A 13,189-nucleotide genomic window follows, 5' to 3' on the forward strand; every position below is an offset into this window, starting at 1 on the left:
CGCCTTCGCCACCCCTCCGGCTCCCGTCCCACGAGGTAACCCACCGTCATGACCCAGCCGCCGCCCCCGCCGAACCAGCCCCCCAGCCAGCCCCAGGGCCCCGGCTACGGCTACCCGCACACCCCGCAGCAGCCCGCCCAGCCGCCCCAGCCCGGCTACGGCTACCCGGCGCAGCCGCCGGGCGCCCCGACCCCCGCCCCCGGCCACAACCCGTACGCCCAGCAGCCCTCCGCCGCGCCCAACCCCTACGGGCAGCAGTCCGGCTACGGCTACCCGCAGCCCCCGACCACGCCGATGGCGCCGTATCCGGGCGCACCCGGCGGCAAGCGGAAGATCAACGCGCAGGTCGCCATCATCGTCGCCGCCGTCGTCGCCATCGCCCTGATCATCGGCGGCGGCGTGTGGTACTCCTCCGGCAAGGACGACGGCAAGGACGACGTCGCCGCGAGCAGCGGCGGCGCCACCGGCGGCGGCGAGGACAAGGGCGGCGAGGGCGGCACGTCCACGACGGGCGACGAGAAGGTCCCCGCCGACGTCAAGTCCCGGGTGCTGTTCCAGGTGCCGCAGCCCGAGGTGGAGAAGGGCGAGTCGGTCGTCGTCGAGGGCTCCTGGCTCACCGACACGGTGTACGCCAAGAGCGGCATCGCCGAGATCGTCGGCTACGACCCCGACTCGGGCGCCAAGAAGTGGACGATCGACCTGCCGGGCCCGGTCTGCCAGACCACGCCGCACATCACCGAGGACAACAGGACGGCGATCATCCACCAGCCGAAGATGCCGGCCAAGGACGGCTTCGAGGGCTGCAGCGAGATCGCGGCGATCGACCTGGACGCCGGCAAGAAGCTGTGGACCAAGACGGCCGCCGCCGGCGACGACACCATCAGCTTCGACAACGTCACCGTCGGCGCGACCACGGTCGCCGTGGGCAGCCACGACGGCGGGGCCGCGTTCGACATCGCCACCGGCAAGGCGCTGTGGACGCCGAAGGTCGGCGACACCTGCCACGACGCCGGCTACGGCGGCGGCCCCAAGCTGGTCGCGGTCCGCAAGTGCGGCTCGTACGGCGCCTACCAGCTCAACATCCAGACCCTGGACCACAAGACGGGCAAGGTCGTCTCCGAGTACAAGATGACCGAGGGCATCGACTACGCCAGCGTCGTGTCGACCGACCCGCTGGTCGTCGCCGCAGACGTCGGCGACTCCGCCGGCGACGGCAGCGGCATCTCCGACTTCTTCTCCATCGACAACAAGACCGGGCAGCTGCGCGCCCGCATCTCCGCGCCGGGCGAGGAGTACGCCGCCGAGTGCGACGGCATCACCCGGATCGAGAACTGCTCCGGCGTCGTCGTCGGCAACGACCGGCTGTACCTGCCGACCGAGGAGCACGACGGCAGCGCCGACCTGAAGAAGACCAACGAGATCATCGCGTTCGACCTGGCCCGCGGCAAGCAGACCGGCCAGCGTCTGGTCGCGGGCGACGGCTACACGCTCACCCCGCTGCGGATGGACGGCGGCAACGTGATCGCGTACAAGCGTCCCCCCTACGACGAGGGCGGGCAGGTCCTCAGCATCGACGGCGGCAGCTTCAAGGCCGTCAAGCTGATGCAGAACCCGGACACCGAGGCGGTGCGCGACGTGGAGATGAGCATGCTCCCCGACACGGCCGAGCTGCGCTTCCGCAACGGACGCCTGTTCATGTCCGAGGTGTACGCCAGCAACTACGGCACCGGTGAGAAGCGGTACCTGGCGATCGGCTTCGGCACCAAGGGCTGACCGTCCTCGCGCCGTCGAACGCGGCCCCGCACCCCGCACGACCGGGGGTGCGGGGCCGCGCGCGTGGTGCATGGCGGGCGCGCGCGGAGCGAAAGACCGCGGTTCAGGGCAGATCTCATGAGTAGGGGCAGCGCGAAGCCCGACTTGCGTGTAGCTTCCGGGGGCATGACGAGCGGGGGGGCGGCCCGGACCTGGGGAGCGTCCGGCGCGCCCGCCGGGGGGACTGGGGGGTTCGATGGGAGTGCGGCTCATGGTGGTCGACGACCACCGGCTGCTCGCCGAGGCGCTGGCCTCGGCGCTGAAACTGCGCGGCCACCGGGTGCTGGCCGCGGCGGCGCCGGCGGCGGGGGCGGCCGAGCTGGTGATCGCCCGGGCGCCCGAGGTGTGCCTGCTGGGTACGGCCGCGCCCGCCGACCCGGGGGCGTTCGACCCGGTGGTGCGGATCAAGCGGGAGCGTCCGCAGGTGGCGGTGGTGGTGCTGGGGCCGGTGCCGAGCCCGTGGGGGATCGCGGCGGCGTTCGCGGCGGGGGCGTCCGGCTATGTGCGGCACGACGAGCGCATCGAGGGCGTCGAGCGGGCGATCGTGAAGGCGCGGGCGGGGGAGGTGGCCGTCGCGCCGCAGCTGCTGCAGGGGGCGTTCGCGGAGCTGCTGAACCCTGCGGCCCAGCCCGACGACGAGGGCCGGCGCCTGCTCCAGATGCTCACCCCGCGCGAGGTCGAGGTCCTGGTCAGGGTCGCCGACGGCGAGGACACCCGGCTGATCGCGGCCGGCATGGGCATTGCCCCCTCCACCGCCCGCACCCACGTCCAGCGCGTCCTGATGAAGCTCGGCGTCGGCTCCCGCCTGGAGGCCGCGGCCCTGGCGGCCCGCACGGGCCTTCTGGACCGGGCGGGCTCACTGCCCCGGCAGGACCGGCAGGGGCGGCAGGACGGTCGGCCGCCGGGACCGGGGCTCGGACCGCGAGCGGCCCCGGGGCCGGAGTCGTAGCGGCTCGCGGCCCCGGTGGCGCCGGGCGTGGATCACTCCGGGCGGCGGTCGTCCGGTACGGCGTCCGGCGGGGGCGGGGCGATCGGGCGCAGCTTGAGCCAGATCAGGAAGAACAGGCCCAGCAGCAGCATGCCCAGGCCGGTCCACAGGTTGATGTTGACGCCCTCGGCCTTGTCGATGGCCGCGTCGTCGTCGGTGAGGCCGGCGATCGTGACGATGACGCCGTAGAGCACGAACAGGCCGCCGATGATGCGCCGGATGTCGAACAGGCGGGCGGCCGTGGCGGACTTGCCCTCCAGCTCGGTGACTTCCCGCTGGACGTCCTTCTCGGAGTAGCCGTACTCGTGTGACATGTCAGTCCATCCTCCCAGTCGTGGTGCCGTCCGTCAGAACGAGAACGGGATGTAGCAGGCGGCGGCGAGGATCACGGCGCCCCAGCCCAGCAGGGCCGGCTTGCGGTACCAGGCGTCGTCGCCGGCGGCGGGCGGCTCGGCCATGCCGGGGGAGACGGTGCCGTAGACCAGGCCCTGGAGTTCCTCGGCGGGCTTGGGCTTGGTGAACAGGGACACGGCGACCATGACGACCGCGCCCGCGACGAACCCGGCGATGGCGGAGACGAAGTTGGCGCCCTGGTCGGAGGGGATGTCGACGATGTCCTGCTTGTAGAGGACGAAGTAGTTGACCATCGCCGCGGTGGTGCCGGCGATCAGCCCCCAGAAACCGGACTTCATCGAGGCCCGCTTCCAGAACATGCCGATGATGAAGACCACGAACATCGGCACGTTGAAGAAGGAGAACAGCGTCTGGAGGTAGCTCATGATGTTGGAGAACGACGACGCCAGGAACGCCGTGCCGATCGACGCCATGACGCCGATCGCGGTGATCAGCCGCCCGAACCGCACGTAGTAGGCGTCCTCGCGGCCCCGGACCACGTACTTCGCCCAGATGTCGGTGGTGAACACGGTGTTGAACGACGACACGTTGGCCGCCATGCCCGCCATGAACGCGGCCAGCAGACCGGTCACCGCGATGCCGAGCACGCCGTTGGGCAGCAGCTGCTCCATCAGATAGGGGATGGCGTCGTTGTACTGCAGGTCGGACTCGGGGGTGCCGATCTTCGGCACGAGCACGGCGGCGACCAGACCGGGGATCATCACCAGGAAGACGATGAAGATCTTGGGGAAGGCGGCGATGAGCGGGGTGCGCTGCGCGGCGGAGAGGTTCTTGGCGGACAGCGCGCGCTGCACCTCGGCGAAGTTGGTGGTCCAGTAGCCGAAGGACAGGACGAAGCCGAGGCCGAGGACGATGGTGAGCCAGTTGGCGCCGAGCGGGTTGTCGCTGCCGATGCCCGTGCCGCCCCAGGAGGTCATGAAGTCGCCGCCGCGTGACTCGGTGAGCGAGTCGGACAGGCCGTCCCAGCCGCCGACGCTCTTGAGGCCGAGCACGGTGATCGGGATGAGCGCGGCGAGGATCACGAAGAACTGGAGCACCTCGTTGTAGATCGCCGAGGACAGTCCGCCCAGGGTGATGTAGGCGAGGACGAAGAAGCCGGCGACCACGATCGCCACCCACTCGGGCCAGCCGAGCAGCGCCTCGACCACGATCGCCAGGGCGTAGAGGTTGACGCCGGCGATCAGGATGGCGGCGAAGGCGAACAGGACCGAACTGAGCAGGTGCGCCGCCTTGTCGAAGCGCAGCAGCAGGAACTCGGGGACCGAGCGGACCTTGGAGCCGTAGTAGAAGGGCATCATCACCAGGCCGAGGAAGACCATGGCCGGGATGGCGCCGATCCAGTACCAGTGGGTGGTGTAGACGCCGTACTGGGCGCTGTTGGCGGCCATGCCGAGGATCTCGGTGGCGCCGAGGTTGGCCGCGATGAACGCGAGGCCGGTGACCCAGGCGGGCAGGGAGCGTCCGGAGAGGAAGAAGTCGAGGCTGGTCTTGACCGACCGGCGGGCGGCGAAGCCGATGCCGAGGACGACCACGAAGTAGATGCCGAGGATCGTGTAGTCGAGCCAGTTGGTGGGAAGCCGCAGCTCGGCTGCCAGGTATGTGGGGGTTTCCAGGGTTTCCATACGCACTCGCTTCGTTGCGGGAACTGAGCCGGAACTGATTCCTGAACTGATCCGTGGCGGAACCTATGCCTCTGTGTTCGCCAATTGAACACGTCCCGTGTCGAACTTTGATTGATTGTGATGTTGCCAGTGGTGTGGTGAGTTGTGTTTTGGTATGTTGAGTTCTGTTGAATGTTCTGTTCGATGGCAGGTGGTACTGCGAATGGGGACCCCGCGGTGAAGAAGACCTCGACCCGGCTGGCCGACGGTCGCGAGCTGATCTACTACGACCTGCGCGACGACACCGTGCGCGACGCGGCCGACCGCCGCCCGCTGGAGCGGACCGTCACCACCTCCCAGGTCCGGCGCGACCCGCTGCTCGGCGACTCGGTCGCCGTCGCCTCGCACCGCCAGGGCCGCACCTACCACCCGCCCGCCGACGAGTGCCCCCTGTGTCCCACGCAGGGCGAGCGGCTGAGCGAGATCCCGGACTCGTCGTACGACGTGGTCGTCTTCGAGAACCGCTTCCCCTCGCTGGCCGGCGACTCCGGCCGCTGCGAGGTCGTCTGCTTCACCTCCGACCACGACGCCTCCTTCGCCGACCTCACCGAGGACCGGGCGCGGCTCGTGCTGGAGGCGTGGACCGACCGCACGGCGGAGCTGTCCCAGCTGTCCTCCGTCGAGCAGGTGTTCTGCTTCGAGAACCGCGGCGCCGAGATCGGCGTGACCCTCGGCCATCCCCACGGGCAGATCTACGCCTACCCCTTCACCACCCCGCGCACCGCGCTGATGCTGCGCTCCGTCGCCGCCCACAAGGAGGCCACCGGCGGGGAGAACCTCTTCGACGCCGTGCTGCAGCGGGAACTGGCAGACGAGCGGGTCGTCCTGGAGACGGAGCACTGGGTGGCCTTCGTCCCCTACGCCGCGCACTGGCCCTACGAGGTCCACCTCTACCCGCGCCGCCGCGTCCCCGACCTGCTCGGCCTGGACGAGGCGGCGCGCTCGGAATTCCCCCGGGTCTATCTGGAACTTCTGAGGCGCTTCGACCGGATCTTCGACGGGCGGGGTGGAGGGAGAGAAGGGGCGGGAGAGCCCCCGACGCCGTACATCGCCGCCTGGCACCAGGCGCCGTTCGGCGCGCTGGAGGAGTTCGACGGCGTCACCCGTGACGACTTCGCGCTCCACCTGGAGCTTTTCACCATCCGCCGCACTTCCGGCAAGCTGAAGTTCCTCGCGGGCTCCGAGTCCGGCATGAACGTCTTCATCAACGACGTGCCGCCGGAGCACGCGGCCGAGCGACTGCGAGAGGTAGCGAGTTCATGAGCGGTAAGTACCTGGTCACCGGCGGCGCCGGCTACGTCGGGTCGGTCGTCGCCCAGCACCTGCTGGAGGCCGGCCACGAGGTGACCGTCCTCGACAACCTCTCCACCGGCTTCCGCGAGGGCGTCCCCTCCGGCGCCGCCTTCGTCGAGGGCGACATCCGCGACGCCGCCAAATGGCTGGACTCCTCCTACGACGCCGTCCTGCACTTCGCCGCCTCCTCCCAGGTCGGCGAGTCGGTCGTGCGGCCCGAGAAGTACTGGGACAACAACGTCGGCGGCACCATGGCCCTGCTCACCGCCATGCGCGAGGCGGGCGTGCGCCGGCTGGTGTTCTCCTCCACGGCCGCCACCTACGGCGAACCCGAGCAGATCCCCATCGTGGAGAGCGCGCCCACGCAGCCCACCAACCCCTACGGCGCGACCAAACTCGCCGTCGACCACATGATCGCCGGCGAGGCCGCGGCCCACGGCCTGGCCGCCGTGTCGCTGCGCTACTTCAACGTGGCCGGCGCCTACGGCGACTTCGGCGAGCGCCACGACCCCGAGTCGCACCTCATCCCGCTGGTCCTCCAGGTCGCCCAGGGCCGCCGCGACGCCATCTCCGTCTACGGCGACGACTACCCGACCCCCGACGGCACCTGCGTCCGCGACTACATCCACGTCGCCGACCTCGCCGAGGCCCACCTCCTGGCGCTGACGGCCGCCGCTCCGGGCGAGCACCTGATCTGCAACCTCGGCAACGGCGCGGGCTTCTCCGTCCGCGAGGTCGTCGACACCGTCCGCAAGGTCACCGGCCACCCCGTCCCCGAGGTGACCGCGCCCCGCCGCGGCGGCGACCCGGCGGTCCTGGTCGCCTCGGCCGCCACCGCCCGCGAGCGGCTCGGCTGGAACCCGTCCCGTGCGGACCTCACGGGAATCGTCGCGGACGCGTGGGAGTTCGCCCAGAAGATCGCAAGGGAGCAGTAGTGGCGGCACAGCAGGTGCGGGACGCCTTCGTCGAGCTGTACGGGACCGAGCCCGAGGGCCTCTGGGCGGCGCCCGGCCGGGTCAACCTGATCGGCGAGCACACCGACTACAACGACGGCTTCGTGATGCCCTTCGCGCTGCCGCACACCGCCGTCGCCGCCGTCGCCCGCCGCACCGACGGCGTCCTGCGGCTGCACTCGGCCGACGTCGAGGGCGGCGTCGTGGAGCTGCGCGTCGAGGACCTGACGCCGGAGACCGACCGCGGCTGGACGGCGTACCCGGCGGGCGTGGTGTGGGCGCTGCGCGAGGCCGGCCACCCGGTCACCGGCGCCGACGTCCACCTCGCCTCCACCGTCCCGGCCGGCGCCGGCCTCTCCTCGTCGGCGGCCCTGGAGGTCGTCGTCGCCCTCGCGCTGAACGACCTGTACGCACTCGGCCTCAAGGGCTGGCAGCTGGCCCGGCTGTGCCAGCGCGCCGAGAACGTCTACGTCGGGGCGCCCGTCGGCATCATGGACCAGACCGCCTCCGCGTGCTGCACCGAGGGGCACGCCCTGTTCCTCGACACCCGCGACCTCTCCCAGAAGCAGATCCCCTTCGACCTCGCCGCCGAGGGCATGCGCCTGCTCGTGGTCGACACCCAGGTCAAGCACGAGCACAGCACCGGCGAGTACGGCAAGCGCCGCGCCGGCTGCGAGAAGGGCGCGGCCCTCCTCGGCGTCGACGCCCTGCGGGACATCCCCCACGGCGAACTGGACGCGGCGCTGGAGCGGCTCGGCGACGAGGAGGAGGTACGGCGGCTGGTGCGGCACGTCGTCACCGAGGACGCCCGCGTCGAACGCGTCGTCGCCCTGCTGGAGTCGGGCGAGACCCGCGCCATCGGGCCGGTGCTGACCGAGGGGCACGCCTCGCTGCGGGACGACTTCCGCATCTCCTGCCCGGAGTTGGACCTGGTCGTGGACACCGCGCTCGGCGCCGGGGCGCTCGGCGCGCGGATGACGGGCGGCGGCTTCGGCGGGTCGGCGATCGTGCTGGCCGAGGCCGGGGACGTCGAGGCGATCACCAAGGCGGTCGAAGAGGCCTTCGCCGCGGCCGGGTTCACCGCCCCGCGGGTGTTCGAGGCGGTCCCGGCGGCGGGCGCGCGCCGCCTCGGTCCCGGCTGAATCGGCTGCCCCGGCGGGCGGCTCGTGCCGCCCGCGCCCAGGACTCAGCCCAACCGCTTCGTCAGTGTGAACTCCGTGATCCCCGGCGGATAGCCGGGGATCACGCACACCACGTCGTATCCGTGCTTCCGGTAGAAGTCCGGCGCCTGGAAGTCCCACGTCTCCACGCGCGCCGCCGCGCACTCCCGCTCCTCGCGGGCCACCCGCTCCGCCTCGTCCAGCAGCCGCGAGCCCAGTCCGCCGCCGCGGTGCCGTTCGTCCACCCACAGATAGGTGACGTGCAGCCACGTCGCCCAGGTGTGCCCGACGAGTCCCCCGGCGAGTTCGCCGTCCGCGTCCAACCCCCAGACGTGCAACGGCACTTCCCGCTCGGCCGGCGTCCCGCGCAGGGCGGCCAGCACCGGCGAGGCGGCCGTGTTGCTGTCCCGGAGCCGGGCGCGCAGCAGATCGCGCCGGGCCTTGTCGACTTCTGTCTCAAGACGAAACATGCGGCACACCATAAACGCGCCCGGTGACCAGTTCCGAAAAGGGCCTTCCCCTCCCGGCTCCCGTCCGTACTCTGAGGGCAACGCCGGTGGGGGCCGGCGTTCGTTTCAGGGGTGCGAGGCGAAGTCGGGTTCGGCGCCCGTCGAGGGGGGTAGCAGTGTCTGCACGGCGGCGGCCGTGCGGCTGCCGCGTCCCCGGGCGTCGTACCCGCGTCGTCTCTCTTTCTCCGGGTTCTTCCGGGTTCTCCGGATCAGTGGGGGTTTCGTGGTTCGCATCCGAGTGCTGGTCGTCGACGATCACCGCATCTTCGCCGAGTCGCTGGCCGCGGCGCTCGCCGCCGAGCCCGACGTGGAGGTCTCCGCCGCGGGCAGCGGCCCCGCCGCGCTGCGCTGTCTCGACCGCGCAGCCGCGGAGGGCCGCCGCTACGACGTGCTGCTCGTCGACGCCGACCTGGGCGGCCTGCCCGGCGCGCGCGGCGCCCTGCCGGTGCAGCCCGTCCCGGACGGCGGCGCGGACGGCGTGGTGGACGGCATCTCGCTGGTCGCGGGCGTGCGCACGGCACAGCCCGGCGTGCGCAGCGTCGTCCTCGCCGAGAAGGACGACCCCCGGCGCGCGGCCCTGGCGCTGCAGGCCGGGGCGAGCGGCTGGGTCGCCAAGGACTGCTCCCTGTCCCGGCTGCTGACGGTCGTCCGCGGCGTCCTGCGCGACGAGACGCACCTGCCGCCCGCCCTGCTGACCGAGGTGCTGCGCGAGCTGACCGCGGCCCGCAAGCACCGCACCGACAGCGAACGCCTGGTGGAGTCGCTGACGCCGCGCGAGCGGGAGGTGCTGCGCTGCATGGTGGCCGGGCTGGGCCGCAAGGCGGTGGCGGAACGGCTGTACCTCTCCCCGCACACGGTCCGCACCCACATGCAGAACGTCCTCGGCAAGCTCGGCGTCCACTCCACGCTCGCGGCCGTCGCCCTCGCCCGGCGGGCCGGAGTGGGCCCCGCCGACCTAACCCGGGATGTTGTCGAACGGGGCGGTCAGCTGGCGTAGCAGGGCCGCCAGCTCGCCGCGCTGGGCCCGGGACAGCTCGGCGAGGATGGCGCGCTCCTGCTCCAGCAGCCCCGCGAGCGCCTGGTCGGCGCGGTCGCGGCCCTCGGGCGTCAGCCGGACCAGCACGCCGCGGCGGTCGCTGGGGTCGGGCAGCCGCTCGACCAGGCCCTTCTTGGCGAGCCGGTCGATACGGTTCGTCATCGTCCCCGACGTCACCAGGGTCTGCGTCAGCAGCTGCCCCGGCGAGAGCTGGTACGGCGTCCCGGCGCGGCGCAGCGCCGTCAGCACGTCGAACTCCCACGGCTCCAGCTGATGCTCGGAGAAGGCCAGACGGCGCGCCCGGTCCAGGTGCCGGGCCAGCCTGCTCACGCGGCTGAGGACCTCGAGCGGTTCCACGTCGAGGTCCGGGCGCTCCCGGCGCCACGCCGCGACCAGCCGGTCGACCTCGTCCTCCATGACGATCAGTGTAGTGGTTGTGTCGACGTGAAGTCTCTTGACATCAAGATACCCGGGTGTTCAAGCTGATGACATGCCCGCAACCGCCTGGGACCCGTCCCAGTACCTGCGCCATGCCGGCCACCGCGCCCGCCCCTTCGCCGACCTCCTCGCCCGCGTCCCGGACCTCCCCTCCGACGCGCCCCGCGTCGCCGACCTCGGCTGCGGCCCGGGCAACGCCACCGCACTGCTCGCCGCCCGCTGGCCCACGGCCCACGTCACCGGCTACGACAACTCGCCCGACATGCTCGCCAGGGCCGTCGCGGACCACGCCGGCGACCGGCTGGACTTCGCCCACGCCGACGTGCGCACCTGGACCCCGGACGCGCCGCACGACCTGATCATCAGCAACGCCACGCTCCAGTGGGCGCCGGGCCACGCCGACCGCTTCGCCGACTGGATCACGGCGCTGCGCCCCGGCGGCACGTTCGCCTTCCAGGTCCCCGGCAACTTCGACGCCCCCAGCCACCGCCTCCTGCGCGAGAGAGCCGCCTCCGCCCGCTGGCGGACCCGCCTGACCGGCGCCCTCGACCACGACGACGCGGTCCTCACCCCCGAGGCATACCTCGCCCGCCTCACCCGCCTGGGCTGCGCGACGGACGTCTGGGAGACGACGTACGTCCACCTCCTCCAGGGCGACGACCCGGTCCTCGACTGGGTCAAGGGCACGGCCCTGCGCCCCGTCCTCACGGCACTGGGCGAGGACGCGGCCGACTTCCTCACGGAGTACGGCGCCCTCCTGCGCGAGGCCTACCCACGGGGCCCGCACGGCACGGTGTTCCCCTTCCGCCGGGTTTTCGCGGTGGCGGTGAAGGCGGCATGACCGCTACCGGCTTCCTGAACGCGTCCAGAGCGGTGTCCGTGCCCACGTCGAACGGGTGCTCGCCACGAGCCTGTCGTGGTGGATGCCCGTGAGGGGTGCACCTTCGCGGCCCGGCCCGGCGGTCAGCTCTTCCGGTGCCCGATCAGCCGCGGCTTCTGCTCCAGCCCGTCCAGACCGTGCCACGCCAGATTCACCAGATGCGCCGCCACCTCCGCCTTCTTCGGGCGGCGGACCTCCAGCCACCACTGCCCCGTCAGGGCGACCATGCCCACCAGGGCCTGCGCGTACAGCGGGGCCAGCTTCGGGTCGAAGCCGCGGCTCTTGAACTCGCGCCCCAGGATGTCCTCCACCTGGGTGGCGATGTCCGAGATCAGCGACGCGAACGAGCCCGTCGACGTCGGGATGGGGGAGTCGCGGACGAGGATGCGGAAACCGTCCGTGTACTCCTCGATGTAGTCCAGCAGGGCGAACGCCGCCTGCTCGCACAGCTCACGCGGGTGACCCGCGGTGAGGGAGCTGGTCACCATGTCCAGCAGGCGCCGCATCTCGCGGTCCACCACGACCGCGTACAGCCCTTCCTTGCCGCCGAAGTGCTCGTACACCACCGGCTTGGAGACCCCGGCCTTCGCCGCGATCTCCTCCACCGACGTGCCCTCGAAGCCCTTCGCCGCGAACAGGGTGCGACCGATCTCCAGCAGCTGCTGGCGCCGCTCCGCTCCGGTCATCCGGGTTCGGCGCGCACGCCTCGGCCTGTCGTTGCTCGGGGTGCTGCTGGAGTCGGTCGCCACGGCGTCAATCATGCCGCCTCGGCCGCCGCCCTCCCCTGCCGGGAGCCGCCTTCCCCGCCGCTACGGCGCGAATCGATACGCGAGCGTGACGGCCAGCGCACGTCGTACGCCCACCCGAGCTGCTCGAACCAGCGGATCAGCCGCGCCGAGGAGTCCAGCTGGCCCCGCTCCACCCCGTGCCGCGCGGACGTCGGGTCGGCGTGGTGCAGGTTGTGCCAGGACTCGCCGCAGGACAGGATCGCCAGCCACCACACGTTGCCCGAGCGGTCCCGCGACTTGAACGGCCGCTTGCCCACCGCGTGGCAGATCGAGTTGATCGACCAGGTCACGTGGTGCAGCAGCGCCACCCGCACGAGCGAGCCCCAGAAGAAGCCGGTGAACGCGCCCCACCACGACATCGTCACCAGACCGCCGATCACCGCCGGCAGGGCGAGGGACACCGCCGTCCACAGGATGAACTGGCGGGAGATGGCCCGCAGCGTGCGGTCCTTGATCAGATCGGGCGCGTACTTGTCCTGCGGGGTGCGCTCCTCATCGAACATCCATCCGATGTGCGCCCACCACAGCCCCTTCATCAGGGCCGGCACCGTCTCGCCGTACCGCCACGGCGAGTGCGGGTCGCCCTCCGCGTCGGAGAACTTGTGATGCCTGCGGTGATCGGCCACCCACCGCACCAGCGGCCCCTCCACCGCCATCGACCCGGCGATCGCCAGCGCGATCTTCAGGGGTCGCTTGGCCTTGAAGGAACTGTGGGTGAAGTGCCGGTGGAAACCGATCGTGATGCCGTGGCAGCCGAGGAAGTAGAAGAACACCAGCAGACCGAGGTCCAGCCAGCTCACTCCCCATCCCCAGGCCAGCGGCACGGCCGCGATCAGGGCGAGAAACGGAACGACGATGAACAGCAGAAGCGCGAGCTGCTCCACCGAACCCTTCCGGTCGCCGCCCAGCGTCGCGGGCGGCGGGGTGTCGGTGGATTGCGGGCCCGCCTTCGGGGCGTCGGCGATCACATCGGAACTCATGGTCATGGGCGTCCCCTGGGGGGTCGTGGGTTGAGAAAGACGTCGCGGGCCCCGGAACGGGAGCAGGCTCGGGCGGGACCTCCCTACGGTTCCGTAACCTACGGCGTCGTAAGTATGTCAGCGTGTCGCCCGGCGGCAAGAGCCCGACCGACTGCGCGTCCCGACCGGCACCTATCCTTGGAGTCGGTCGGACAGCGCGGTCCGCTCTGATTACTTCCACGGAACACCGGCCCGTATGCGGCAGCCGCCGCGCGACGGACACCGGGTTCCCACCCAC

13 protein-coding genes are annotated in these 13,189 nt (G+C 71.5%); 7 read left to right on the plus strand and 6 right to left on the minus strand.

From position 1 onward, the window contains the following. Positions 1–48 precede the first annotated feature (48 nt). Entirely contained in the window at positions 49–1,773 is a 1,725-nt protein-coding gene (locus ACZ6KF_RS25130) for an outer membrane protein assembly factor BamB family protein (protein WP_469240457.1), read from the plus strand. 235 nt (positions 1,774–2,008) lie between these two features. Beyond that, entirely contained in the window at positions 2,009–2,761 is a 753-nt protein-coding gene (locus ACZ6KF_RS25135; protein WP_469240459.1) for a helix-turn-helix transcriptional regulator, read from the plus strand. A 32-nt stretch (positions 2,762–2,793) separates the two neighbouring features. On the opposite strand, the gene ACZ6KF_RS25140 is transcribed toward ACZ6KF_RS25135, so the two are convergent. Together ACZ6KF_RS25140 and ACZ6KF_RS25145 are read right to left on the minus strand one after the other, a co-directional pair. Beyond that, positions 2,794–3,114 carry a hypothetical protein gene (locus ACZ6KF_RS25140; RefSeq protein ID WP_469158721.1) on the minus strand — a complete coding sequence of 107 codons (321 nt, stop codon included), beginning with the start codon at positions 3,112–3,114 and terminating at the stop codon, positions 2,794–2,796. A gap of 33 nt (positions 3,115–3,147) precedes the next feature. Further along, positions 3,148–4,827 carry a sodium:solute symporter family protein gene (locus ACZ6KF_RS25145; protein WP_356628517.1) on the minus strand — a complete coding sequence of 560 codons (1,680 nt, stop codon included), beginning with the start codon at positions 4,825–4,827 and terminating at the stop codon, positions 3,148–3,150. A 225-nt stretch (positions 4,828–5,052) separates the two neighbouring features. Between ACZ6KF_RS25145 and galT the strand changes: the two genes are divergently transcribed. The 3 genes from galT to galK are packed head-to-tail and all read left to right on the plus strand — an operon-like array spanning position 5,053 to position 8,263. Further along, entirely contained in the window at positions 5,053–6,138 is a 1,086-nt protein-coding gene (gene galT / locus ACZ6KF_RS25150) for a galactose-1-phosphate uridylyltransferase (RefSeq protein ID WP_469240461.1), read from the plus strand. After that, positions 6,135–7,103, plus strand: a complete 969-nt coding sequence (gene galE, locus ACZ6KF_RS25155; RefSeq protein WP_356628296.1) for a UDP-glucose 4-epimerase GalE — start codon at positions 6,135–6,137, stop codon at positions 7,101–7,103. The genes galT and galE overlap by 4 nt, the downstream gene beginning before the upstream one ends. Beyond that, positions 7,103–8,263, plus strand: a complete 1,161-nt coding sequence (galK, locus tag ACZ6KF_RS25160) for a galactokinase (RefSeq protein ID WP_469158723.1) — start codon at positions 7,103–7,105, stop codon at positions 8,261–8,263. Before galE ends, galK begins: the two co-directional genes overlap by 1 nt. A gap of 44 nt (positions 8,264–8,307) precedes the next feature. Here the strand turns inward: galK and ACZ6KF_RS25165 are convergent, their stop codons facing one another. Beyond that, entirely contained in the window at positions 8,308–8,763 is a 456-nt protein-coding gene (locus ACZ6KF_RS25165) for a GNAT family N-acetyltransferase (RefSeq protein WP_469158724.1), read from the minus strand. A 250-nt stretch (positions 8,764–9,013) separates the two neighbouring features. Here ACZ6KF_RS25165 and ACZ6KF_RS25170 point away from each other — a divergent pair, with 250 nt between their 5' ends. Continuing rightward, positions 9,014–9,787 (plus strand): LuxR C-terminal-related transcriptional regulator, encoded by a 774-nt coding sequence (locus ACZ6KF_RS25170; RefSeq protein WP_469240463.1) that lies wholly within the window; start codon positions 9,014–9,016, stop codon positions 9,785–9,787. Here ACZ6KF_RS25170 and tamR read toward each other — a convergent pair. Then, positions 9,746–10,243 carry a MarR family transcriptional regulator TamR gene (gene tamR / locus ACZ6KF_RS25175; RefSeq protein WP_356628304.1) on the minus strand — a complete coding sequence of 166 codons (498 nt, stop codon included), beginning with the start codon at positions 10,241–10,243 and terminating at the stop codon, positions 9,746–9,748. The two genes, ACZ6KF_RS25170 and tamR, sit on opposite strands and share 42 nt — an antisense overlap. 73 nt (positions 10,244–10,316) lie before the next feature. On the opposite strand from tamR, the gene ACZ6KF_RS25180 reads away from it, so the two are divergent. Next, the gene (locus tag ACZ6KF_RS25180; protein ID WP_469158726.1) at positions 10,317–11,105 is read left to right on the plus strand and encodes a trans-aconitate 2-methyltransferase; all 789 of its coding nucleotides are present in this window, start codon (positions 10,317–10,319) and stop codon (positions 11,103–11,105) included. Positions 11,106–11,227: 122 nt separating this feature from the next. Here ACZ6KF_RS25180 and ACZ6KF_RS25185 read toward each other — a convergent pair whose 3' ends face one another. Then, entirely contained in the window at positions 11,228–11,905 is a 678-nt protein-coding gene (locus ACZ6KF_RS25185; protein ID WP_356628308.1) for a TetR/AcrR family transcriptional regulator, read from the minus strand. After that, positions 11,902–12,918 carry an acyl-CoA desaturase gene (locus ACZ6KF_RS25190; RefSeq protein WP_356628310.1) on the minus strand — a complete coding sequence of 339 codons (1,017 nt, stop codon included), beginning with the start codon at positions 12,916–12,918 and terminating at the stop codon, positions 11,902–11,904. The genes ACZ6KF_RS25185 and ACZ6KF_RS25190 overlap by 4 nt, the downstream gene beginning before the upstream one ends. Positions 12,919–13,189 lie beyond the last annotated feature (271 nt).

Source organism: Streptomyces sp. NPDC046379, from assembly GCF_055587785.1.

Excerpts from the sequence above, each read along its gene's own strand:
- ACZ6KF_RS25130 (WP_469240457.1), top strand. The coding sequence starts at position 49 with ATGACCCAGCCGCCGCCCCCGCCGAACCAGCCCCCCAGCCAGCCCCAG.
- ACZ6KF_RS25135 (WP_469240459.1), top strand. The coding sequence starts at position 2,009 with ATGGGAGTGCGGCTCATGGTGGTCGACGACCACCGGCTGCTCGCCGAG.
- ACZ6KF_RS25140 (WP_469158721.1), bottom strand. The coding sequence starts at position 3,114 with ATGTCACACGAGTACGGCTACTCCGAGAAGGACGTCCAGCGGGAAGTC.
- galE (WP_356628296.1), top strand. The coding sequence starts at position 6,135 with ATGAGCGGTAAGTACCTGGTCACCGGCGGCGCCGGCTACGTCGGGTCG.
- ACZ6KF_RS25165 (WP_469158724.1), bottom strand. The coding sequence starts at position 8,763 with ATGGTGTGCCGCATGTTTCGTCTTGAGACAGAAGTCGACAAGGCCCGG.
- tamR (WP_356628304.1), bottom strand. The coding sequence starts at position 10,243 with ATGGAGGACGAGGTCGACCGGCTGGTCGCGGCGTGGCGCCGGGAGCGC.
- ACZ6KF_RS25180 (WP_469158726.1), top strand. The coding sequence starts at position 10,317 with ATGCCCGCAACCGCCTGGGACCCGTCCCAGTACCTGCGCCATGCCGGC.
- ACZ6KF_RS25185 (WP_356628308.1), bottom strand. The coding sequence starts at position 11,905 with ATGATTGACGCCGTGGCGACCGACTCCAGCAGCACCCCGAGCAACGAC.
- ACZ6KF_RS25190 (WP_356628310.1), bottom strand. The coding sequence starts at position 12,918 with ATGACCATGAGTTCCGATGTGATCGCCGACGCCCCGAAGGCGGGCCCG.